Origin of the sequence: Streptomyces sp. NBC_00464 (assembly GCF_036013915.1) — a bacterium.
Classification (GTDB): domain Bacteria; phylum Actinomycetota; class Actinomycetes; order Streptomycetales; family Streptomycetaceae; genus Streptomyces.
The window spans coordinates 2,039,666-2,059,277 of record NZ_CP107899.1 but is presented as its reverse complement, the minus strand read 5'-3'; the positions used below and the strand labels follow the sequence as shown (position 1 = coordinate 2,059,277).

The 19,612-nt window shown below is 70.4% G+C and carries 23 protein-coding genes; 14 read left to right on the top strand and 9 right to left on the bottom strand.

All coding sequences use genetic code 11. The features are described 5' to 3' along the window. Positions 1–80: 80 nt before the first annotated feature. Positions 81–275, bottom strand: coding sequence for a helix-turn-helix transcriptional regulator (locus tag OG912_RS08800; protein WP_030628141.1), 195 nt, complete (start codon positions 273–275; stop codon positions 81–83). A gap of 120 nt (positions 276–395) precedes the next feature. Between OG912_RS08800 and OG912_RS08795 the strand changes: the two genes are divergently transcribed. Next, positions 396–896, top strand: a complete 501-nt coding sequence (locus OG912_RS08795; protein ID WP_028438806.1) for a helix-turn-helix transcriptional regulator — start codon at positions 396–398, stop codon at positions 894–896. Between the two features lie 24 nt (positions 897–920). Continuing rightward, positions 921–2,075 carry a tyrosine-type recombinase/integrase gene (locus tag OG912_RS08790; protein WP_327708875.1) on the top strand — a complete coding sequence of 385 codons (1,155 nt, stop codon included), beginning with the start codon at positions 921–923 and terminating at the stop codon, positions 2,073–2,075. Between the two features lie 7 nt (positions 2,076–2,082). Here OG912_RS08790 and sodN read toward each other — a convergent pair whose 3' ends face one another. Beyond that, positions 2,083–2,478, bottom strand: coding sequence for a superoxide dismutase, Ni (gene sodN / locus OG912_RS08785; protein ID WP_219567071.1), 396 nt, complete (start codon positions 2,476–2,478; stop codon positions 2,083–2,085). 179 nt (positions 2,479–2,657) lie between these two features. On the opposite strand from sodN, the gene sodX reads away from it, so the two are divergent. Next, positions 2,658–3,116, top strand: coding sequence for a nickel-type superoxide dismutase maturation protease (gene sodX / locus OG912_RS08780; protein WP_327708874.1), 459 nt, complete (start codon positions 2,658–2,660; stop codon positions 3,114–3,116). Here the strand turns inward: sodX and OG912_RS08775 are convergent. Further along, complete coding sequence (locus OG912_RS08775) at positions 3,020–3,649, bottom strand: CGNR zinc finger domain-containing protein (RefSeq protein ID WP_326738696.1); 630 nt, start codon at positions 3,647–3,649, stop codon at positions 3,020–3,022. The genes sodX and OG912_RS08775 overlap by 97 nt on opposite strands. 89 nt (positions 3,650–3,738) lie before the next feature. Here OG912_RS08775 and OG912_RS08770 point away from each other — a divergent pair, with 89 nt between their 5' ends. The 3 genes from OG912_RS08770 to OG912_RS08760 all read left to right on the top strand — a co-directional run bounded on the left by OG912_RS08770 (position 3,739) and on the right by OG912_RS08760 (position 5,902). Further along, complete coding sequence (locus OG912_RS08770) at positions 3,739–4,500, top strand: class I SAM-dependent methyltransferase (RefSeq protein WP_327708873.1); 762 nt, start codon at positions 3,739–3,741, stop codon at positions 4,498–4,500. 146 nt (positions 4,501–4,646) lie between these two features. Then, complete coding sequence (locus OG912_RS08765) at positions 4,647–5,135, top strand: SigE family RNA polymerase sigma factor (protein WP_327708872.1); 489 nt, start codon at positions 4,647–4,649, stop codon at positions 5,133–5,135. Beyond that, positions 5,132–5,902: a hypothetical protein gene (locus OG912_RS08760; protein ID WP_327708871.1), complete on the top strand. Its 771-nt coding sequence runs from the start codon at positions 5,132–5,134 to the stop codon at positions 5,900–5,902. The genes OG912_RS08765 and OG912_RS08760 overlap by 4 nt, the downstream gene beginning before the upstream one ends. 80 nt (positions 5,903–5,982) lie before the next feature. Here the strand turns inward: OG912_RS08760 and OG912_RS08755 are convergent, their stop codons facing one another. Genes OG912_RS08755 through OG912_RS08745 form a run of 3 tightly spaced genes read right to left on the bottom strand, consistent with a single transcriptional unit; the run spans position 5,983 to position 8,685 of the window. Then, positions 5,983–6,744 carry an amino acid ABC transporter ATP-binding protein gene (locus OG912_RS08755; RefSeq protein ID WP_326738700.1) on the bottom strand — a complete coding sequence of 254 codons (762 nt, stop codon included), beginning with the start codon at positions 6,742–6,744 and terminating at the stop codon, positions 5,983–5,985. After that, complete coding sequence (locus OG912_RS08750) at positions 6,741–7,691, bottom strand: amino acid ABC transporter permease (RefSeq protein WP_327708870.1); 951 nt, start codon at positions 7,689–7,691, stop codon at positions 6,741–6,743. Before OG912_RS08750 ends, OG912_RS08755 begins: the two co-directional genes overlap by 4 nt. 28 nt (positions 7,692–7,719) lie before the next feature. Then, on the bottom strand, positions 7,720–8,685 hold the full coding sequence (locus OG912_RS08745; protein WP_327708869.1) for an ABC transporter substrate-binding protein: 966 nt from the start codon (positions 8,683–8,685) through the stop codon (positions 7,720–7,722). A gap of 523 nt (positions 8,686–9,208) precedes the next feature. On the opposite strand from OG912_RS08745, the gene OG912_RS08740 reads away from it, so the two are divergent. The 4 genes from OG912_RS08740 to OG912_RS08725 all read left to right on the top strand — a co-directional run bounded on the left by OG912_RS08740 (position 9,209) and on the right by OG912_RS08725 (position 12,420). Further along, entirely contained in the window at positions 9,209–10,432 is a 1,224-nt protein-coding gene (locus OG912_RS08740; RefSeq protein WP_326738703.1) for an NAD(P)-dependent malic enzyme, read from the top strand. 197 nt (positions 10,433–10,629) lie between these two features. Next, complete coding sequence (locus tag OG912_RS08735; RefSeq protein ID WP_327708868.1) at positions 10,630–11,598, top strand: zinc-binding dehydrogenase; 969 nt, start codon at positions 10,630–10,632, stop codon at positions 11,596–11,598. A 37-nt stretch (positions 11,599–11,635) separates the two neighbouring features. Continuing rightward, positions 11,636–11,845 (top strand): sigma factor-like helix-turn-helix DNA-binding protein, encoded by a 210-nt coding sequence (locus OG912_RS08730; protein WP_266782775.1) that lies wholly within the window; start codon positions 11,636–11,638, stop codon positions 11,843–11,845. Beyond that, a complete protein-coding gene (locus OG912_RS08725) occupies positions 11,845–12,420 on the top strand; it encodes a Clp protease N-terminal domain-containing protein (RefSeq protein ID WP_327708867.1) in 576 nt (191 codons plus the stop codon). The genes OG912_RS08730 and OG912_RS08725 overlap by 1 nt, the downstream gene beginning before the upstream one ends. Before the next feature lie 57 nt (positions 12,421–12,477). Here OG912_RS08725 and OG912_RS08720 read toward each other — a convergent pair whose 3' ends face one another. Both OG912_RS08720 and OG912_RS08715 read right to left on the bottom strand, forming a co-directional pair. Further along, positions 12,478–13,515, bottom strand: coding sequence for a PadR family transcriptional regulator (locus OG912_RS08720; RefSeq protein WP_327708866.1), 1,038 nt, complete (start codon positions 13,513–13,515; stop codon positions 12,478–12,480). A 1-nt stretch (position 13,516) separates the two neighbouring features. Continuing rightward, positions 13,517–14,374: a DUF4097 family beta strand repeat-containing protein gene (locus OG912_RS08715; protein ID WP_327708865.1), complete on the bottom strand. Its 858-nt coding sequence runs from the start codon at positions 14,372–14,374 to the stop codon at positions 13,517–13,519. A gap of 176 nt (positions 14,375–14,550) precedes the next feature. Between OG912_RS08715 and OG912_RS08710 the strand changes: the two genes are divergently transcribed. Then, positions 14,551–15,411: a hypothetical protein gene (locus OG912_RS08710; protein ID WP_327708864.1), complete on the top strand. Its 861-nt coding sequence runs from the start codon at positions 14,551–14,553 to the stop codon at positions 15,409–15,411. A 14-nt stretch (positions 15,412–15,425) separates the two neighbouring features. Here the strand turns inward: OG912_RS08710 and OG912_RS08705 are convergent, their stop codons facing one another. Continuing rightward, on the bottom strand, positions 15,426–15,611 hold the full coding sequence (locus OG912_RS08705) for a DUF6104 family protein (RefSeq protein WP_164267593.1): 186 nt from the start codon (positions 15,609–15,611) through the stop codon (positions 15,426–15,428). Positions 15,612–15,805: 194 nt separating this feature from the next. Here OG912_RS08705 and OG912_RS08700 point away from each other — a divergent pair, with 194 nt between their 5' ends. The 3 genes from OG912_RS08700 to OG912_RS08690 all read left to right on the top strand — a co-directional run bounded on the left by OG912_RS08700 (position 15,806) and on the right by OG912_RS08690 (position 19,606). Then, entirely contained in the window at positions 15,806–16,378 is a 573-nt protein-coding gene (locus tag OG912_RS08700; protein ID WP_327708863.1) for a CU044_2847 family protein, read from the top strand. Beyond that, positions 16,375–18,459, top strand: a complete 2,085-nt coding sequence (locus tag OG912_RS08695; RefSeq protein ID WP_327708862.1) for a VMAP-C domain-containing protein — start codon at positions 16,375–16,377, stop codon at positions 18,457–18,459. Before OG912_RS08700 ends, OG912_RS08695 begins: the two co-directional genes overlap by 4 nt. A 127-nt stretch (positions 18,460–18,586) precedes the next feature. Further along, on the top strand, positions 18,587–19,606 hold the full coding sequence (locus OG912_RS08690; protein ID WP_327708861.1) for an AAA family ATPase: 1,020 nt from the start codon (positions 18,587–18,589) through the stop codon (positions 19,604–19,606). Positions 19,607–19,612 lie beyond the last annotated feature (6 nt).

Here is a 19,612-nt window from a genome sequence, read left to right as displayed (position 1 = left end):
ATGGGCGAGGTGCAAGGGGATCTCCGGCCCTCGGCGTAGGCGCGCCGAGGGCCGTTCCTGTGTCCGGGCGGTCCGGCGGCTCATGAGGCCAGGCCCCACTCGTCTCCGCCGTCGATAAGCGCGCGCTCGTAGCGCAGCAGTTCGGCCTCGGGGTAGAGCACCCGCTTGCCGACCTTGATGCCGCGCGGCCCCTTCTTGAGCTGGCGCCAGTAGCGGACGGTGCTCTCGGCGGTGCGGTAGCGCTCGGCTACCTCGGCGGTGGTCAGGTATCGCATGCGTTCCCATTCGGCTAGGTAGTGATTCGATCTGCATAATCAGTACCTCATGATCGGCGGTTAGCCAAACCGGGAAGCCCGTGTTTCAATTTGGATAGCGATGGTCGCGATGGAGGTTCGATGGCAAGCGAGAAGCCCGAGGGTGGCGAGGTGCCGCTGCTCTACAGCGAAGGCAACGTGGCGGGCCGCGTGGCCCTGGAGCGCGAGGTCAGAGGCTGGAGCACGACCGAGCTGGCCGAACGGGTGACCAGAGCCGGCGTGAAGATGAACCAGACGGCCGTCTGGCGCATCGAGAACGGCTCACCCCGTCGCCGGATCAACCTCGACGAGGCGCTCGCCTTCTCCCGCGTCTTCGAGCTCCCCCTCGAAGAGCTGATGTCGCCGCCCCTCGAAGGGCTCGACGTCGACAGCCGACGGCTCGTCCAGGAAGCCGTCGAAGCGTTCTACGAAACCCGTGACGCCCGCGACCGTCTGCACCGTGCCGTGGTCGCCGTCGCCGGCCACATCAAGGCCCACCCGGACAGCTCGCGGGCGATCCATGAGCAATGCCTCCGCCTCATGGGGGACGAGCGAGACGCCCGCGTCCTCAGCGGCGACATCGAGGACGGGGGCCACTACTGACAACCAGCACAGAGGAGAAGCCACTTGGCGAACATCCAGAAGCGCCCCAACGGCAAATGGCGCGCCCGATACCGTGACCTCGACGGCAAGGAGCACGCCCGCCACTTCGACCGGAAGCTCGACGCCCAGCGCTGGCTCGACGAAGTCACGACCAGCGTGGTCACCGGTCAGTACGTCGACCCGCGCGCCGGTCGCATCACGTTCCAGAAGTACGCCGAGAGGTGGCAGGGCTCGCTCATCGCGAGCGAGGCGGGTGAGCGCATCACCGACAACGCGCTCCGGCTCCACCTCGTACCGGCGTTGGGCGCCCGCTCACTGGCGGCGATACGCCGTAATGACATACAGGTGCTCTTCAAGCACCTGTCCGACCAGCTCGGCCCCGGCAGCGTCCGGAACGTCCACGACGTCCTCGTGCGCGTCATGACCGCGGCCGTGGACGACAAGGTCATCGCATCCACTCCGTGCCGCCGGATCACCCTTCCGGTCATGCCGGACGAGGAGGTCACTCCGCCCACCGTCGCCCAGGTGGAGGACATGGCACGCGTGATGCCGCCGTACATCCGGTCAGCCGTCGTCGTGCTCGCAGGGTCAGGCTTGCGCATAGGTGAGTTGCTCGGCCTCAAGGTGGCGGATGTCGACTTCAAGGCCGGCACCATCCGCGTGGAGCGGCAGCGGCTCCAGTCGGGGAAGGTCGGCCCGCCGAAGACCGCGAAGTCACGTCGAACCGTTCCGGTCGGGGAGGTCGTCACCGACGCGCTTCTCGGACACCTCGCCGCCCGCCCCTCCACGGAGTGGCTGTTCACGATGGAGGAGGGGGAGCCGCTCAACTACCGCCGCTGGAAGACCGAGTGGAACTGCGCCCGTAGGGCGCTCCAGGCGGAGGAGAGCGAGGCGGCCAAGAACGAGGGCCGCAAGCCCGTCGGGCTGCCGCACATGGTGACCCACGACCTGCGGCACTTCTACGCCTCCGCGCTCATCGCGGGCGGGGCGAGCGTCAAGCAGGTCCAGATGGTCCTCGGCCACGCGTCCGCCGTCATCACCCTGCGGATCTACGCGCACCTGTGGCCGGGCGAAGAAGACCGCACCCGGTCCGTGATGGACGCCGTGCTCGGCGGCCTGCGGACCGGGTGCGGACCGGTAGGCCATATGACCAGCGAAACCGCAGGTCAGACGGCCTAACCGTAGATCAAGCCTTCTTGGTCTCCCAGAAGATCTTGTCGATCTCGGCGATCAAGTCGAGCGCCTTCTGGCCCGTGGCCGGGTCCGTGGAGCCCTTCGCGGCCGACAGCGCCTTGAGGGCGTCGTTGACCAGCTGGTGCAGCTCCGGGTACTTCTCGAAGTGCGGGGGCTTGAAGTAGTCGCTCCACAGCACCGAGACGTGGTGCTTGGCGAGCTCGGCGCGCTGCTCCTTGATGACCACCGCGCGGGCCCGGAAGTGCGGGTCCTCGTTGGCCTGGTACTTCTCCTGGACGGCCTTGACGGACTCCGCCTCGATGCGGGCCTGGGCCGGGTCGTACACGCCGCAGGGGAGGTCGCAGTGGGCGCTGACCTTCACCTTGGGGGCAAACAGGCGGGAAAGCATGGGGCTGTCCTTCCTCGTGATCGTCTTCTCAGGTGGGACATTACTCCGTGAGAAGCGTGATTTAGCGGGTGCCCCCATGGGCTTAGGCCAAAAGTCCAGGGTGAGGATGGGACCAGTGGCCGAATGTACGGAACCCTGTAGGGGACGGTGCACTGACGGACCGGGGAGGTGCCGGAGAGATGCGGGAGGTGCCGGAGGTGCCGGAGCTGACCGATGAACAGCCCGGACGGGGGCTGGCGGCGAGAGTGCCGTTCCAGGTGGTGGAGGTGACGGGCCCCTCGATGGTGCCCACGCTTCACCACGGGGACTGGCTGCTCGTGCAGTACGGGGCGCCGGTGCGTCCCGGTGACGTGGTGATTCTGCGGCATCCGTTCCAGCAGGACCTGCTGGTGGTGAAGCGGGCCGTGGAGCGGCGGGCCGGTGGGTGGTGGGTGCTGGGTGACAACCGGTTCGCGGGCGGGGACAGCACGGACTACGGGACCGTGCCCGAGGAGCTCGTGCTGGCCAGGGTCCGGGCCCGGTACCGGCCGCTGACGAAGGATCAGCGCTCGGTGCGCGGTGTGGTGGGCTGGGCGGTCTCCGCGCTGCGGCCGGTCTCCGCGGCCCGTTCCGTCTCCAGGCGCTTGCGGGCCCGGTAGGCGGCCACGTTGGCTCGGGTCGCGCAGCGGTCCGAGCAGTAGCGGCGGGAGCGGTTGGTCGAGGTGTCGAGGTAGGCGTTGCGGCAGGGCGCCGCCTCGCACAGGCCGAGCCGGTCCACGCCGTACGAGGTGAGGTGGAAGGCGAGGCCCATTGCGGCGATCGCCGTGTAGCCCGCCGTGGCGTTGGACGGGTGGTCGGCCAGATGCATGTGCCAGTCCGGCTTGCCGTCCGCGTCCCGGATGTCGTGGCCGGAGATCTGCGGGCTGACCGGGAACTCCAGCAGCAGTGAGTTGAGCAGGTCGACCGCGAGCGTCTCGTCGCCGCCGTCGGCCGCCTCGAAGACCGCGCGCAGCCGGGCCCGTACGGACCGGAAGCGGGTCACGTCGGCGTCGGTCGCCCGCCGGGCCGCCTGCCCGTTGGCGCCGAAGAGCTCGCGCACCGCGTCGACCGAGGTGAGGGCGTCCTTGTTGCGGGCCGGCTCCTCGGTGTTGACCAGACGCACGGCGTAGTCCGAGTAATAGGCCAGTTCCACTTGTAGTCCTTACGGCGTCGGTCTAAGGTCGATGCGGCGATGATGTAATGGGCTGATCTCGGTCCAGGGTATTACATGGAGGGTTTCGGGTGACGGAGACTGCACGAGGTACCGACTGGAACGCCTGGCAGGAAAGCTGGGACCGGCAGCAGGAGTGGTACCTGCCCGACCGCGAGGAACGCTTCCGGGTCATGCTCGACATGGTCGAGGCCTTCACCGGCCCGGAACCGCGGGTGCTCGACCTCGCGTGCGGTACGGGAAGTATTACGGACAGGGTGCTGCGGCGGTTCCCGAACGCCACCAGCACCGGCGTCGACCTCGACCCCGCACTGCTCGCCATCGCCCGTGGCACCTTCGCCGGCGACGAGCGCGTCAGCTTCGTGACCGCCGATCTCAAGGACCCGCGGTGGACGGAGCGGCTGCCCCACGACTCGTACGACGCCGTGCTCACGGCCACTGCCCTGCACTGGCTGCACAGCGAACCGCTCACCACCCTCTACGGGCAGATCGGCGGACTCGTCCGGGAAGGCGGCGTGTTCATGAACGCCGACCGCATGATCGAGACGGGGACTCCCCGGATCAACGCCGCCGAACGCGCCCACCGGCACGCCGGTATGGACCGGGCCAAGGCCGCCGGTGTCCTGGACTGGGCGCAGTGGTGGGCGCTGGCCGCCAAGGACCCGGTGCTCGCCGGGCCGACCGCCGAGCGGTTCGCGATCTACGGTGAGCACGCCGACGGCGACATGCCCTCCGCCGCATGGCATGCGGACACCCTGCGCGCGGCAGGGTTCGCCGAGGCGCGGGCCGTCTGGTCCTCGCCCTCGGACAGTCTGGTGCTCGCGGTGAAGTAGCGGCACCATGCGGGGCGGGGCGGTGCGGACGACGGTCCGTGCCGCCCCGCCATTTTTTCGGCCACCGGCCGCAACCCGCCCTGCGTCCCACCGCACTGGAAGGGTGAGACGGTCCGCGCCCGCGGACCCGGAGAGGGGCGCTGACGATGCGGAGCGATGACGACGCCGCGCTGCACGCCTTCGTCGAGGGCAGACGCACCGCACTGTTCCGCAGTGCGTATCTGCTCTGCGGCGACCGGCACGAGGCCGAGGACCTGGTGCAGGCGACGCTGGTCAAGGTGGTGCTGGGCGGTCGGCGGCACGGGCGGCTCGACAACATCGAGGCGTACGCGCGCAAGACCCTGGTCAACACCTTCATCGCGTCCCGCCGCCGGTTCTGGCGGCGCGAGCAGTCGTACGGCGAACTGCCCGAACGGGCGGTCCACGCACCCGACACGGACACCGGCCTCGCGGTCCGGGCGGCACTCGCCCGGCTGACGCCCAGGCAACGGGCCGTCCTGGTGCTGCGCTACTGGGAGGACCTGAGCGTCGAGGCCACGGCCGGACTGCTCGGGATGCGGGAGAACACGGTCAAGAGCCACGCGGCTCGGGGGTTGGCGGCGCTGCGCGCCGATATGGCGGAGGTACGGGTATGAGTGACGATGTGCGTGAACTGCTGGGGCGGGCCGCAGAGGACGCGGGGCAGCCGGTCATCAGCACGGAAGGTGTCTACGCGAAGGCCGCGCGGGTGCGGTGGCGGCGCCGGGCCGCGGTGTCGGCGGCGGCGGTCTGCACGGTGGCGGCCGGGGCGTTCGTCGTGCCCCAGCTCTCCCAGGCGCCGGCCGAGCCGCAGACCTCGTCCGTGGCGTCCCGGGCCGGCGGCGGCATGCCGCGGGACGTGCGGCTGGTCGAGCTGCTGCCGACGGGGGTCGGCACGGTCGACGAGGTGTCGTTCGCCGACATCATCAAGCACGCCTCGCCGCTGCCGCCCGAGCCTCCCAGGACCGGGCCGCTGGACGGACAGTACGCGGTCCGCCGGGACGGCGGTGTCGGCTATCTGACCATCGACGTCATGGACGCGAAGGCCGTGCGGAAGAAGCTGGGCGGCGGCGCGCCGGTCACGAACCTGTGCAAGCCGGAGAACGGGGAGCCGGCCCGTACCGACTGCGTGCGCGAGGAGTTGTCCGGCGGCCGGGTGCTCACCCTGTGGAGCGACGACATGGACTATGGCGACGGCACCCCGCAGTGGGGCCCCGAGCTGGCCGCCCGGCTCGTCCTCGCCGACGGCAGCGTGCTAGCCGTCCGCGACAGCACCGGCTTCGAGGCCGACGTGGTGCAGGGTCCGCTCCTCAAGACCCCGCCGCTCACCCGCGCACAGCTGCGCGAGCTGATGCTGCGTCCGGAGCTGCTGCCGGAGAAGTGACCCCGGCAAGGCGAAAGGGCGGTACGGACCACGCAGGTCCGTACCGCCCTTTCCGTACGCCTGGCTTTCCGTATGCCCGGTTAGAGCACCTTGGACAGGAACGACTTCGTCCGGTCGTGCTGCGGGTTGGTCAGGACGTCGCGCGGGTGGCCCGATTCGACCACCACGCCGTCGTCCATGAAGACCAGCGCGTCGCCGACCTCACGGGCGAAGCCCATCTCGTGGGTGACGACGATCATCGTCATGCCGTCCTCGGCGAGACCGCGCATGACGTCGAGCACGTCGCCCACCAGCTCCGGGTCGAGCGCCGACGTGGGCTCGTCGAAGAGCATCAGCTTCGGCTCCATGGCCAGCGCCCGGGCGATGGCCACCCGCTGCTGCTGTCCGCCGGAGAGCTGCGAGGGGTAGTTCTTCGCCTTGTCGGACAGACCGACCCGGTCCAGGAGCCGTTCCGCGCGGGCCCGGGCGACTGCCTTGGACTCGCGCCTGACCTGGACGGGGGCCTCCATGACGTTCTCGATCGCCGTCATGTGGGGGAACAGGTTGAAGCGCTGGAAGACCATGCCGATGTCCCGGCGCTTCAGGGCGACTTCGCTGTCCTTGAGCTCGTAGAGCTTGTCGCCCTTCTGGCGGTAGCCCACCAGCTCGCCGTCGACGGACAGCCGTCCGGCGCTGATCTGCTCCAGGTGGTTGATGCACCGCAGGAAGGTCGACTTGCCGGAACCGGACGGGCCGATCAGGCAGAAGACCTCGCGCGGGGCCACCTCCAGGTCGATGCCCTTGAGGATGTGTGCGGTGCCGAAGGACTTGTGGACGCCCTCGGCCTTCACCATGGCGGTCATGCCATGCCTCCCTTCGGGCGGCCCAGGGACAGCAGGTTGGCCTTGATCTTCTGCATCGGAGTGGGCGGCAGACTGCGGCTGGAGCCGCGGGCGTAGTACCGCTCCAGGTAGTACTGCCCGACGCTCAGTACCGAGGTCATGATCAGATACCAGGCCGCGGCGAGGAAGTACATCTCCACCGGGGCTCCGGAGGCCTGCCCGATGTCCTGGGCGTATTTGAAGAGCTCGTAGAACTGCACGGCCGCCACCAGCGACGTGGTCTTGAGCATGTTGATGACTTCGTTGCCCGTCGGCGGCACGATCACCCGCATGGCCTGCGGGAGCACGACGCGCCGGAGCGTCTTGCCGTGACTCATGCCCAGCGCGTGGGACGCCTCCGTCTGGCCCTCGTCGACCGAGAGCAGACCGGCCCGGCAGATCTCGGCCATGTACGCGGCCTCGTTGAGGCCCAGCCCGAGCAGCGCCGTCAGCAGCGGCGTCATGAAGCTCGACCAGTAGTCCTTGTAGATCGGCCCGAGGTTGATGTACTCGAAGACCAGACCCAGGTTGAACCAGACGAACAGCTGGACCAGGACCGGCGTACCGCGGAAGAACCAGATGTACGACCAGGCGATCGACGAGGTAACCGGGTTCTTCGACAGGCGCATGACGGCCAGCAGGATGCCGCCGACCACGCCGATCACCATCGACAGGACAGTCAGCAGGAGCGTCTGGCCGACGCCCTTGATGATCCGGTCGTCGAAGAAGTAGTCCGGGACAGCGCCCCAGTTGATCTTGCCCTGGCTGAAGGCGTAGATGATCGCGACGAGCGCGGCGATGGCGATGGCCGCCGAGACGTACCGGCCGTAGTGCCGGACCGGGATGGCCTTGATCGCTTCCGGTCCGGCCGCCGGTGTGGGGGGTGCGGGCGCCCGGTCGACCGGGCCCGTCTTCTCGAGTTCAGTCATGGCTGATGCCTTTCAGCGCCGGATCCGGTCAGGATCCGCCGTTCAGCTTGGCCTCGGTGACCGCGCCGGCCTCCACGCCCCACTTGGCGATGATCTTCTCGTACTCGCCGTTCTTGATGATCGCCTCCAGGGCCGCCTGGACGGCCTTGGTGAGCTGGTCGTTGCCCTTGGCGACGGCGATGCCGTACGGGGCCGCCTCGACCTGCTCGCCGACGATCTGGAAGTCCTTGCCGCCGCCCGAGGTCTTCACCGCGTACGCGGCGACCGGGAAGTCGGAGGAGCCGGCGTCGGCCCCGCCGGAGCGCAGCCGGGTCTGGGCCTGGAGGTCGTTGTCGTACGACTCGATGGCGATCTTCTTGCCGCCGGTGCACTTCTTGGACTCGGCCTTGGCCAGGTCGTTCGAGACGGTGTTGCGCTGGACGGCGATCTTCTTGCCGCAGAGGTCGGCCCAGGTCTTGATCCCCTGGTCGTCGCCCTTCTTGGTGTAGATCGAGACACCGGCGGTGAAGTAGTCGATGAAGTCGACCCCCTCGCCGACCTTCTTCTTGGTCTCGGGGTCGATGCCCTCCTGGCGCTCCTTGGTGTCGGTCATGGCCGACATCGCAAGGTCGTAGCGCTTGGCGCGCAGACCGGTGACCAGGGTGTCGAAGGTGCCGTTCTCGAACTGGAACTCCACGCCCAGCTCTTTGCCGAGCGCGGCAGCCAGGTCGGGGTCGATGCCGACCGTCTTGCCGGACTCGTCCTTGAACTCGACCGGCGGGTAGGCGATGTCCGAGCCGACCTTGATGACGCCCTTGGACTTGATCTCCGGGGGGAGGAGGTCGGCGGGGGAAGTGGTGCCGGCCGTGGTCTTGGCCGTGTCGGAACCATTTGAGCCGTTCTTCGTCTGGTCACCGCAGGCGGTGAGCAGCAGCGCGCCGGCTACCGCGAGGGCGCCCACCGCGGCGATCCGGGACGAGGCGATGGTCTTACAGCGGGTGGTGGGTGCGGTCATGATCGGGGTCCTCCGGCAGGTGAGGGGCGGTGCAGCATGATCACGCACTTGTCTTCGAGTGCCGTAACCCTGCGTGGTTTCGGCATCTTGTCATTTGGATTACCCCAAACAGGGGGCGCAGCATGTCAAAATCGGGTAACGGGATACCCCCGAACCCCAGCGGGCCGGCACATCAAGGCCGGACCTTTCCCTGGAATCCCTTCTTCCTGCCGGAAGATCCCCCGTCTTGGCCCTGCTCTGGGCGGGTTTCGTGTCGGCTGGCCGACTTGTCTGTATGTCCCACTATGAGACACGTCACCGTGGGGATACCGACTCGTCTGCGGTGCTGCCTGTCCGGTAAGAAGGACGTTTACACCCCTCATCCGGGGCTCAGGGCGCGTGTGCGGCGCGCCCGCGCGTATGTATCCCATCCCTGCCGGGGCGGACCAATCGCCCAGCGCAGGGAACGTACGCGGTGCCCACCCACCCCTCCTCAACCAGGAGTGGCCACCCTCAAACGATGAAGACTTAAGGGGTCAACACCATGGCAGCGGAGATCGTCAATCCTCGCAGCGACAGCAATACGGACAGCACGACCGACAGCGCCACGGACGAGCCGTTCGATCCGGCCTTCGCGCTCCACCGGGGCGGGAAGATGGCCGTGCAGGCCACCGTCCCGATCCGGGACAAGGACGACCTGTCCCTCGCGTACACGCCCGGCGTGGCGAAGGTGTGCAGCGCGATCGCCGAGAACCCGGAGCTCGTCCACGACTACACCTGGAAGTCGCAGGTCGTCGCCGTCGTGACGGACGGCACCGCGGTGCTCGGTCTCGGGGACATCGGACCCGAGGCCTCCCTCCCCGTGATGGAGGGCAAGGCGATCCTGTTCAAGCAGTTCGGCGGCGTGGACGCGGTGCCGATCGCGCTCGCGACCACCGACGCGGACGAGATCGTGGAGACCGTCGTCCGGCTCGCCCCGTCCTTCGGCGGCGTGAACCTGGAGGACATCTCGGCGCCGCGCTGCTTCGAGATCGAGCGCAAGCTCCAGGAGCGGCTCGACATCCCCGTCTTCCACGACGACCAGCACGGCACGGCCGTGGTCACCCTCGCCGCCCTGCGCAACGCCGCGAAGCTGTCCGGGCGCAGCCTGGGCGAGCTGCGCGGGGTCATCTCGGGCGCGGGTGCGGCCGGGGTCGCCATCGCCAAGTTCCTGCTGGAGGCGGGGCTCGGAGATGTCGCCGTCGCCGACCGCAAGGGCATCGTCAGCCGGGACCGCGAGGACCTGACCGACGTCAAGCGGGAGCTGGCCGAACTCACCAACAAGGCAGGGATCTCGGGATCCCTCGCGGACGCGCTGGCCGGTGCGGACATCTTCATCGGTGTCTCCGGCGGTACGGTCCCCGAGGCGGCCGTCGCCTCGATGGCGCCCGGGGCCTTCGTCTTCGCCATGGCGAACCCGAACCCCGAGGTGCACCCCGACATCGCGCACAAGTACGCGGCCGTCGTGGCGACCGGTCGGTCGGACTACCCGAACCAGATCAACAACGTGCTGGCGTTCCCCGGCATCTTCGCGGGTGCGCTCCAGGTGCGGGCGTCGCGGATCACCGAGGGCATGAAGATCGCCGCGGCGAACGCGCTGGCGGATGTGGTGGGCGACGAGCTGGCCGCCGACTACGTGATCCCGTCGCCGTTCGACGAGCGGGTCGCCCCGGCGGTCACGGCCGCGGTGGCCGCGGCCGCCCGTGCGGAGGGTGTCGCCCGGCGTTGAGGTGAGTGGGTGCGGGGGTTCGGGTGTGGCGCCTTTCGGGGGCGCTGCCCCCGGACCCCCGCTCCTCGATCGCCGGAGGGGCTTGATTTGCCTCCGGCGCTCGAATGAACCGGCCGGGGCCGGTCGCTGTCACGCGCGGTGCGTGTCACACCCGCAGCCGGTTACGTCGGGCCATGGCCCCGCCTATCGTCGGGGCCATGTTCGCCGCCTACGCATCCCGCCTCGACCGCGACCACCCCCTCAACGGCCTTGAGCTGGGCGAACGCCCGGCTCCCGAGGCGCGTCCCGGGTGGACCACCGTCAACGTCCGGGCCGCCTCCCTCAACCACCACGACCTCTGGTCCCTCCGCGGTGTCGGCATCACCGAGGACAAGCTGCCGATGATCCTCGGCTGCGACGCCGCCGGCACCGACCAGGACGGCAACGAGGTCGTCCTGCACTCCGTCATCGGCCAGACCGGCCACGGAGTCGGCCCCGACGAGCCCCGCTCCATCCTCACCGAGCGCTATCAGGGCACGTTCGCCGAGCAGGTCACCGTCCCCAGCTGGAACGTGCTTCCCAAGCCGAAGGAGCTCACCTTCGAGCAGGCCGCCTGTCTGCCCACCGCCTGGCTGACCGCGTACCGCATGCTCTTCACCAACGCCGGTGTGCGCCCCGGCGACTCCGTACTCGTGCAGGGAGCCGGCGGCGGTGTCGCGACCGCCGCGATCGTGCTCGGCCGGGCCGCCGGGCTGCGGATCTACGCCACCAGCCGCGACGAGGCCAAGCGCAAGCGGGCCGTCGAACTCGGTGCGACCGAGGCGTACGAGCCGGGCGCCCGGCTGCCCCACCGGGTCGACGCCGTCATCGAGACCGTCGGCGCCGCCACCTGGTCGCACTCCGTCAAGTCCCTGCGCCCCGGAGGCACGCTGGTCATCTCCGGCGCCACCAGCGGCGACCGGCCCGCGCACGCCGAGCTGACCCGCATCTTCTTCCTGGAACTGAAGGTCGTCGGCTCGACCATGGGCACCAAGGACGAGCTGGAGGACCTCCTCGCCTTCTGCGCGGCCACGGGGGTGCGTCCCGTCATCGACGAGGTGCTGCCGCTGGACCGCGCCCGCGAGGGCTTCGAACGGCTTGCCTCGGGTGACCAGTTCGGGAAGATCGTACTGACTGCTGTCAACTAGGGTTGACGTGCCTCAGGTGTCAATGTAAGTTGACGCCATGACCGAAGCAACGGATCTCGCCGAGCGCGCCGGCGACCGCGACCCCCGGGTGGGGCTGCGGTCGGTCGCCGCGCTGCGGCGGCTGCTGGAGCAGCTCGAAGCCGTACAAGTCAGAAGCGCCCGGGTGCAGGGCTGGTCGTGGCAGGAGATCGCGGCCGAACTGGGTGTCAGCCGGCAGGCCGTGCACAAGAAGTACGGGAGGCATTGATGTTCGAGCGATTCACCAAGGGTGCCCGCGCCACCGTGACCGGTGCCGTGACACATGCCGAACGGGCCGACGCCGGTTCGGTCACCGCGGAGCATCTGCTGTTCGCCCTGCTGGACCAGGAGGGCAGCCGGGCCTCGTTCGCCGTTGCCGCACTGGGACTCACGGACCGCAGGGCCTCGGTGGAGGCGGCGCTCGCCGAAGCGCGCAGGCGCGGCGGCATGACGAAGGCCGACGTCGACGCCCTCGCGGGGATCGGCATCGATCTCACCGCGATCGTCTCCCGCATCGAGGAGGCGCACGGCGAGGGAGCCCTGACGGGCGACCGTGAGGACCGTCGCCGGTGGACGGGCGGCCGGCCGTTCACCAAGGAGGCCAAGAAGATCCTGGAGAAGTCGCTGCGGATCGCACTCGGCCGCGGTGACCGGTTCATCGGCGAGGAGCACCTGCTGCTGGCCCTCACCGCGTCCCCCGGAGTCGTCGCCGACGTGCTCGCCGAGCACGGTGCGACGTACGAGACGGCCAACCGTGCGCTGTACGGGGACGGCCACGCGGGCCAGGACCGCAAGGCGGGCTGAACGCCGGGCGGCCCGGGGAGTGTTCCCCGGGCCGCCCCGTCTCTTCTTCTCCCTCTGCTACTGCTTCGCGTTGCCGTCGGTGTCCTCGCGCAGCAGCGCGCCGATGTGGGCCGCCGCCGTCGACAGATGACGGCGGGCCGCCGCGAGCTGGTCCTCCGTCACGCCCCGGTCCCTGGCGGCATCACGGATGTCGTCGCGGAACCGGTCGAGCAGGCGGTCCAGGTCGCGGGCCGGGTCACCGGTGCCGCCCGTGTCCTTGCCCCAGTCGGAGGCGGAGTCGGTGTCGGGGGTGGCGTCGGTGGCGTCCGGCTTCGCGTAGGGCGGCCAGTTGCCGGTACGGGCGAAGCCGCCCAGCTGGCCGGTGATCTCGGCCAGCCCCTCCCGTACGCCCGCCGGCCAGTCGCCCCGGGCGAAGTGGGCCTGGACCTGACGGGCGGCGTTCTGCATCTGCTCGCGCGCCCGGTCCTGGGCCTCCTTGGCCTGGCGGCGGGCCTGCTGGGCCTCCTCGCGGGCGCGGCGGGACTCGTCCTTCGCCCGGCGCGCCTGCTCCTTCCACTCCTGCTTCGCCTTGCGCAGCTCTTCCTTCGCGGTGCTCCAGGCCTCCTTGTCGCCGAAGTCCCCGAAGTTGCCCAGGTCGCCGAGATCGCCGAAGCCGCCGAACGGGGACGCCTTTCCCGCCTTGCCGGCCGGTCGCGAAGACCCCGTGTGACGCGACTCGTCGGCCGCGGCGCGCATCTCGCTGCGCAGCTTGCCCGCCGCTCCCCGGACCTCGTCGCGCATCTCGGCGGCCAGCTCGGAGACCGACTCCCTGATCTCCAGCTCCAGATCGGCGAGCTCGCCGGTGCGGTCCGCCAGCTCGGCGCGGCCGGCGTCGGTGATCGAGTAGACCTTGCGGCCGCCCTCGGTGGCATGCGTGACGAGGCCCTCGGCCTCCAGCTTGGCCAGGCGCGGGTAGACGGTGCCTGCCGAAGGGGCGTACAGACCTTGGAAGCGCTCTTCGAGAAGCCTGATCACCTCGTAGCCGTGGCGGGGGGCTTCGTCGAGCAGCTTGAGCAGGTAGAGGCGCAGGCGGCCGTGGGCGAATACGGGGGGCATGTCAGAGCACCTTTCCGGTCGGCTCGGCGTCGCGCGGATCGTCCTCGGCCGGTGGGCGGCGCAGCAGGGCGATCGATCCCGAGACCGTCGTCGCCCTCAGTGTCCCGGTTCCGGAGCCCAGCGTGCCGGTGATCTTCTTCGCGCCCCACTGGCCGCTGACCCGGAGGTCCTCGAAGCCGTTGGAGACGGTGCCGCTCGCGGTGTTCGCCTCGACCTTCGCGTCGGCCGGGTGCGGCAGGCGGATGGCGAGCTCGCCGGCGATCGTGGACAGCCGGACGTCGGTGGGCTTCCCGGCCGGGTTCAGGTCGAGGGTCATGTTCCCGCTGACGGTCTCCGCCTTCACAAAGGCCCCGGCGCCCTCGACGACGGTCAGATCGCCGGAGATGGAGTGGAAGCGCAGCGCGCCGGTGACGGCCTGGGCCTCCATGTTGCCGGACACGGTCTCCGCGCCGACCGGTCCGGCCAGCCCGACGAGCGTGGTGTCGCCGGCGACGCCGCGTACGTCCGTACGGCCGCGTACCCCGGAGACGAAGGCGCCGGCGCCGACCACGCCGACCTCCACCGCCGAGTCGGCCGGGACCGTGAGGGAGATGACCGCGTGGCGCGGCCAGCCCTTGCGGTCCAGCCACTTGAGCATGTTCTGCCAGGCCAAGTCCTCGTACGTGACGGTCAGGACGCCGTCGTGCTGCGTGACGATCAGCGGCGGCCCCTCGATGGCGGAGACCTCCAGCCTGGCGGTCGGCTCGTCGCTGCCGACGACGTTGACCGTGCCGTTGACGATGCGCACGCTGAGTGCGGTCACGGGTTCGTCGAAGGTGAGCTTGCGAGGCTCGGCGATGGCCCACGTCGACACAGGCATGGATCTGACCTCCTGGGGAGCGCGGATGACGCAACATATCGCGTCTCTTGCAGAACACGATATATCGCGGATAGGGGAAGTCAAGCGCGGTCGTGACGGTGTGCTGGGGGAGGAGGCGGCGCGATTGTCGGGGCAAAATGCCTCAGAGTGGGGCAATTTGTCCTACGGTGTGGGGCATGAACGCGACATCACCCGTGGGAGCACTGCTGCTGTGCCGGGCCACACCGGATACGGCGCGGCCGGTCGCCCGTCTGCTGCGTGAGCGGATGCTGCTCGCGCCCGCCGGAGAGGGCTGGAGTGTCCTCGTACCGGAGGGAACGCCCTGGCAGGGCGGGCAGGGCGAACAAGGTGGAGCGCCGGTGGCGGACGAGGGCGCCGAGCCGGTCGACCGGGTGGTCGGCGGCTGGGCCACCGCGCTCGCGGTCGGCTCCACCTGGCCGGTGCTGGCGCTGTGGTGGGACGGTGACCGGGCCGGCTACACGCTCGCCGCGGGATTCCGTCGCCCCGTCGGCTACGTCTGGCTCGCCGACGGGACGCCGGCCGGCGAGGACGAGGCGATGCGTACGTTCGCCGAGCGGCTCGGCCTGGATCCCGTGCTGGACGTCCAGGCCCTCGAAGCCCTCACCCGTCCCGATCCGGAGACGGACGCGCGGGCCAGACTCCGCGGACTGCTCGCCGTGCTCACCCGTATCGGACTGGAGCTCCCGCCGGGCCTGGAACCGGGTGAGCCCTCCGGCCGGCTGACCGCGGGGGCCGATGTGTGGCCGGAGGCCGAGCGGATCGCCTGGACCGGCTGGCGCGAGGCGGTCAAGGTCGAATTCGAAGCGGTCGAGAGCAGTCGCATGGGCCCCTGGATGCGCGGCCCCCGAGCCCGCGCCCTGGCGGGCGCCCAACTGGCGGCGGGGCTTCCGATCGCCGTCTGGGGAGCGGGCCGGCGCAACGGCGGGTGGGTCTTCGCCGGAGCGCTGCTGATGATCCACGGCGCGCTCGGGCTCGCGTACGACCGGATCAGGGACGAGGGGCCGGGCAGGCCCTGAACGCCCCGGGCCGGTCAGTCGTCGTCCTCGTCCTCGTCGTCCAGCCGGGCCAGCCACGTGGCGAGGCGCTCGACCGGCACCTCGAAGTCGGGGTTCAGATCGACGAACGTACGGAGCTGCTCGGCGAGCCACTCGAAAGTGACCTCTTCCTCGCCTCGCCGCTTCTCCAGCTCCTCGATACCGCGGTCGGTGAAGTACATGGCGCAAGTTTAAGCCCTGGTGACAGCCCCGCCGTGGCCGGTGGACGGCCGGGCGTCGGCAGGGCGGCGGCCCGGCGTCGGCAGGGCGGGACGGCCGAGAACCGGCCCGCGGTGCTCCGGCGTCATGGTGCATGTGCCTCGCATCGGCCGCCTACGGCCGTTAACCTGCGGGGAGTTGGGGAGCGGGGGGTGTCATGGGTGACAGTGGGGCCCGCATTACGCGCATCGAGATGCCGGACGGCACACCGGTCTGGGCGCGGATCTCGGGAGCCGAGGAGCTGGACCGTCCGGAGCCCGGTGGCCTGACGTTCACGGACACCGGATTCGGGAACCTCACCGACCAGGTGCAGGCCCGGGTCGAGAGCCTGCACTCCGTGGTGACCAGTGTCGCGCGCTCACTCGCCGTGCCGCTGCGTGCCGTGCGGCCGGACGAGGTCAGCGTCGAGTTCGGGATCGAGCTCACCGCCAAGTCGGGCAAGGTCGTCGGGCTGCTCGCGGACGGCGAGGCCAAGGGAGCGATCAAGGTCACGCTCACCTGGAACGGCGGCGGACCTCCGGTCGATCCGCCGGCGCCGGAGCCCGTGCCCGTACCCGTGCCGGCGCAGGCACCCGCCCCCGCGATGCCACCCGTTCCGTTCGCGCCCCCGGCGCCCGTACGCCCGTCGCCGCCCGCCGGCGCACCCGCGGGCCTCCCGCACGCCGGGGCAGCCCCCGGCGCACCGGCACACCCGGACGGCGCGGACGACACCGACGGCGGCGGGGCATGACCTCGGACCCCGACGGGGGCGCAGAGGGCGGTCAGGGACAGTCGGACGCTGCTCTTCTGGGCCTCGTGGAGGACGCGACCGTGCGCATCCATCGACCGGGGTCCGGGTATGCCCCTGACGGACCGGGCGGTCAGGCCCCGGGAGGGGAGTTCCTGGGGAGCGGGTTCTTCATCGCTCCGAGCTGGATCCTGACGTGCGCCCACGTGGCCATGCGGGGGGAGGGGGGCATGGTGAACGTGGTGTTCAAGGGGGACCGGCACAGCGGCGAACTCGCCGAAGTCCCCGGCAAGGTCGTCGTCGCGATGCCCGGCACCCGGCCGCCGGGGACCACCGCCTGGCCCGCCCCCGACCTGGCGCTCATCCAGCTCCGCCGGCCCGTCGAGCACGCCTGCGTGTACGTCGCCGAGCGCTCCGGGGCCCTGCTCCGCGGCGGCGACATCCGCTGCGTGGGGTGGGTCAACTCGCCCGGCGGCGGGCTGAAGCTGCGCAACGGTACCTACCGGGTGAACGGTTCCTACGGCGCCGCCGACGATGTGGAGCAGGTCGTCCTCCTCGACGAGGGCTGGCTGGAGCCGGGTATGTCCGGCGGGCCCGTGATCGACTTCGCCCGGGGCGAGGTGGTCGGGGTGGTCAAGTCGCGGCTGGACAGGCAGCAGGGCGGCACGGCCGTCGGGATCGAGCGGCTGCGCACCCTGGAGGTGCCGTCCACACCCATCGAGACCGAGACCGACGACACCTACCAGTCCGTGTTCCACGCCCACGACCGCTACCACGCGGACCGGCACAACGTCGCGGTCGGCACCGAGCGGACCTGGACCGACGTGCAGAGCGAACTGCCGGGACCCTCCGCCGGCGTCCTCGGCCCCCGACTGCGCGCGGACCTGCTCGGGCGGCTCGCCGAACTCCCGCCACCGGCCAGCACCCGCAGTCTGCTCGCCCTCCTCGACCGCCTGCCCGGTGTCTACTCCCGTGACCACCGGCCGGCCCCGCGCGGCTGGCGGGACGGTCTGGGGGTGCTGTACGAGACCCGCGCCCACGACCGGCAGGCCCGCTTCGAGCTGATCGTGCGCTACTGCATGGGCGTCCTCACGGCGGACCGGCCCTGCGGACAGCTCTCCGTCACGAACGCCAAGGCGCTGTGGGGGTGGGTGAAGCGGATCGCCGACGTCGAACTCTCCCGGGATCTGCGCGGGCAGCTCGACATGGAGTGGGCGGCCATCCGGCTGCGCCTGGAAGAGAACCGCCAGCAGGCCGTGTACCCGTCCGTGAGCGAACCCGTCCCGCACGGGGACCGCGACGGAGTCGTGCTGAACGTGGACCTCCAGGGCTGGGCCCGCGACCAGTACGACTGGCGGGTCGCCGTCGACCGGCAGGCCTCGGGGGCGGAGCCCATCGACGAGGACAGCCGCGGGGCCCCGCTCGGCACCGTTCCCGACCGGCTGGCCGCCGCGCTCGCCGAGGCCTTCCGGCGGTGCGACGAGCCGGGCAGTCCGGCGATGCTCCAGGTCGTCGTGGCACCCGCGCTCTTTGGGCTGCCGGTCGACGAGTGGGTGCTTCCCTCGAACGGGCTGCCGCTCGGAGTCGTACGGCCGGTGGTCCTGCGCAGTTCGTACCAGGGGCCGGCCGACAAGCGGCGGGCGCGCCGGGACGCCGGGACGGAGCCGGGGATCCATGCCGAAGTGGTCGACTGCGAGGACGATTTGAGGGTACGTGTACCGGATGTGACGCGGCTGCGGACCCTGGCGCACGACACCGTGCCGGTCCTCTGCCGCTACGGCAGCCGGCCGGACTCCGGCATCACCGCCGGGGTGGTCCGGCTGATCGACGCCGGCTTCGGGGCCGTCCTGCTGCAGCGAAGGGCCGCCGAGGCCGACACGGTCTGCAGGGAGTTCCACCGACGCGTGGCCGACGCCGTGTCGGGCGCCCGCACCCGGGACCGGCTGCCGTGGAGGATCCATGAGCTGAGAAGAGGAGTGGGGGCGGGACGTACGGAGATGTTCTGGTCCGACGGAGTTGCCCTGTACTACGAAGACCCGAATCACGCACTGCCGGATTCCGACGCGTTCCTGGAGGCGCCGTGACGCAAAGTTTTCCACCTCGCGCCCAGGGGTCAAGGGGCCTCCCCCTTACGGGGGTTACTCCGGATCGCTACGGTAAGGCAGGTTCGACGGTGGCCGCCCGCAGGCGAGTGACAACGAGGAACACGCTATGAGTGAACCCAGCGAGTGGCTCATCTACCGAGGCATCGGCGAACCGCACGACGAGGTGGCGCAACTGCCGCCCCCTCCGCCCTGGCGCGATTTCGCCGGTGAGTCCGGCGGAGCGGACGGAGCCGAGTCGGCCGACCGCCGCCTCGGCATTCCCGGACGCATCGCCGATGAGCACCGGCCCGGGGCCGAGGAACTCGAAATGATCAACGCCGCACTGTACTTGCGGCGCCCGCTGCTGGTCACCGGCGACCCGGGCGCGGGGAAGAGCACCCTGGCCCACTCCGTCGCCCGGGAGCTGGAGTTCGGAAAGGTGCTGCGCTGGCCCGTGGTCAGCCGCACCACGTTGCTGGACGGCCTCTACCACTACGACGCGATCGCGCGGCTGCAGGACGTACAGATCGCCTCGCACGCGTCGACGGACGGCGGTGCCGGAGTCGACTCGGCGCAGAGCGTGGGAAGTTACATCCGGCTCGGACCGCTGGGCACCGCGCTGCTGCCCTCGGACCGGCCGCGGGTGCTGCTCATCGACGAGCTCGACAAGAGCGACATCGACCTGCCGAACGACCTGCTCAACGTGCTGGAGGAGGGCGAGTTCGCCATCCCCGAGCTGGAACGGATCGCGGACCGACTGCCCGACGGCGAGGCGGACGTGCTCGACCACGACGGCAACAAGGTGCGGATCAAGGGCGGCCGGGTGCAGTGCCGGGCCTTCCCGTTCGTGGTGCTCACCAGCAACGGGGAGCGGGACTTCCCCGCCCCGCTGATGCGCCGCTGCATTCACCTGGAGCTGGGACGTCCCGACCACAAGCGACTGGCCGCGTTCGTCAAGGCGCACCTGGGTGAGGAGGCCGCCCGGTCCAGCGAGGACCTCATCACGCTCTTCCTGGAGCGCTCGCGCAGCGAACTCCTGGCCACCGACCAGTTGCTGAACGCGATCTACCTCACCCAGGCGGCGGCCCCGACCGGCCGCGACCGGCTCGCCGACCTGCTCATCCAGCGACTCGACCGGCCGAGGTGACGCGCT

Coding starts and splice junctions, on each gene's coding strand:
- OG912_RS08800 (WP_030628141.1), bottom strand. CDS start 275: ATGCGATACCTGACCACCGCCGAGGTAGCCGAGCGCTACCGCACCGCC.
- OG912_RS08795 (WP_028438806.1), top strand. CDS start 396: ATGGCAAGCGAGAAGCCCGAGGGTGGCGAGGTGCCGCTGCTCTACAGC.
- sodN (WP_219567071.1), bottom strand. CDS start 2,478: ATGCTTTCCCGCCTGTTTGCCCCCAAGGTGAAGGTCAGCGCCCACTGC.
- sodX (WP_327708874.1), top strand. CDS start 2,658: ATGCGGGAGGTGCCGGAGGTGCCGGAGCTGACCGATGAACAGCCCGGA.
- OG912_RS08765 (WP_327708872.1), top strand. CDS start 4,647: ATGCGGAGCGATGACGACGCCGCGCTGCACGCCTTCGTCGAGGGCAGA.
- OG912_RS08760 (WP_327708871.1), top strand. CDS start 5,132: ATGAGTGACGATGTGCGTGAACTGCTGGGGCGGGCCGCAGAGGACGCG.
- OG912_RS08755 (WP_326738700.1), bottom strand. CDS start 6,744: ATGACCGCCATGGTGAAGGCCGAGGGCGTCCACAAGTCCTTCGGCACC.
- OG912_RS08750 (WP_327708870.1), bottom strand. CDS start 7,691: ATGACTGAACTCGAGAAGACGGGCCCGGTCGACCGGGCGCCCGCACCC.
- OG912_RS08745 (WP_327708869.1), bottom strand. CDS start 8,685: ATGACCGCACCCACCACCCGCTGTAAGACCATCGCCTCGTCCCGGATC.
- OG912_RS08740 (WP_326738703.1), top strand. CDS start 9,209: ATGGCAGCGGAGATCGTCAATCCTCGCAGCGACAGCAATACGGACAGC.
- OG912_RS08735 (WP_327708868.1), top strand. CDS start 10,630: ATGTTCGCCGCCTACGCATCCCGCCTCGACCGCGACCACCCCCTCAAC.
- OG912_RS08730 (WP_266782775.1), top strand. CDS start 11,636: ATGACCGAAGCAACGGATCTCGCCGAGCGCGCCGGCGACCGCGACCCC.
- OG912_RS08725 (WP_327708867.1), top strand. CDS start 11,845: ATGTTCGAGCGATTCACCAAGGGTGCCCGCGCCACCGTGACCGGTGCC.
- OG912_RS08720 (WP_327708866.1), bottom strand. CDS start 13,515: ATGCCCCCCGTATTCGCCCACGGCCGCCTGCGCCTCTACCTGCTCAAG.
- OG912_RS08715 (WP_327708865.1), bottom strand. CDS start 14,374: ATGCCTGTGTCGACGTGGGCCATCGCCGAGCCTCGCAAGCTCACCTTC.
- OG912_RS08710 (WP_327708864.1), top strand. CDS start 14,551: ATGAACGCGACATCACCCGTGGGAGCACTGCTGCTGTGCCGGGCCACA.
- OG912_RS08705 (WP_164267593.1), bottom strand. CDS start 15,611: ATGTACTTCACCGACCGCGGTATCGAGGAGCTGGAGAAGCGGCGAGGC.
- OG912_RS08700 (WP_327708863.1), top strand. CDS start 15,806: ATGGGTGACAGTGGGGCCCGCATTACGCGCATCGAGATGCCGGACGGC.
- OG912_RS08695 (WP_327708862.1), top strand. CDS start 16,375: ATGACCTCGGACCCCGACGGGGGCGCAGAGGGCGGTCAGGGACAGTCG.
- OG912_RS08690 (WP_327708861.1), top strand. CDS start 18,587: ATGAGTGAACCCAGCGAGTGGCTCATCTACCGAGGCATCGGCGAACCG.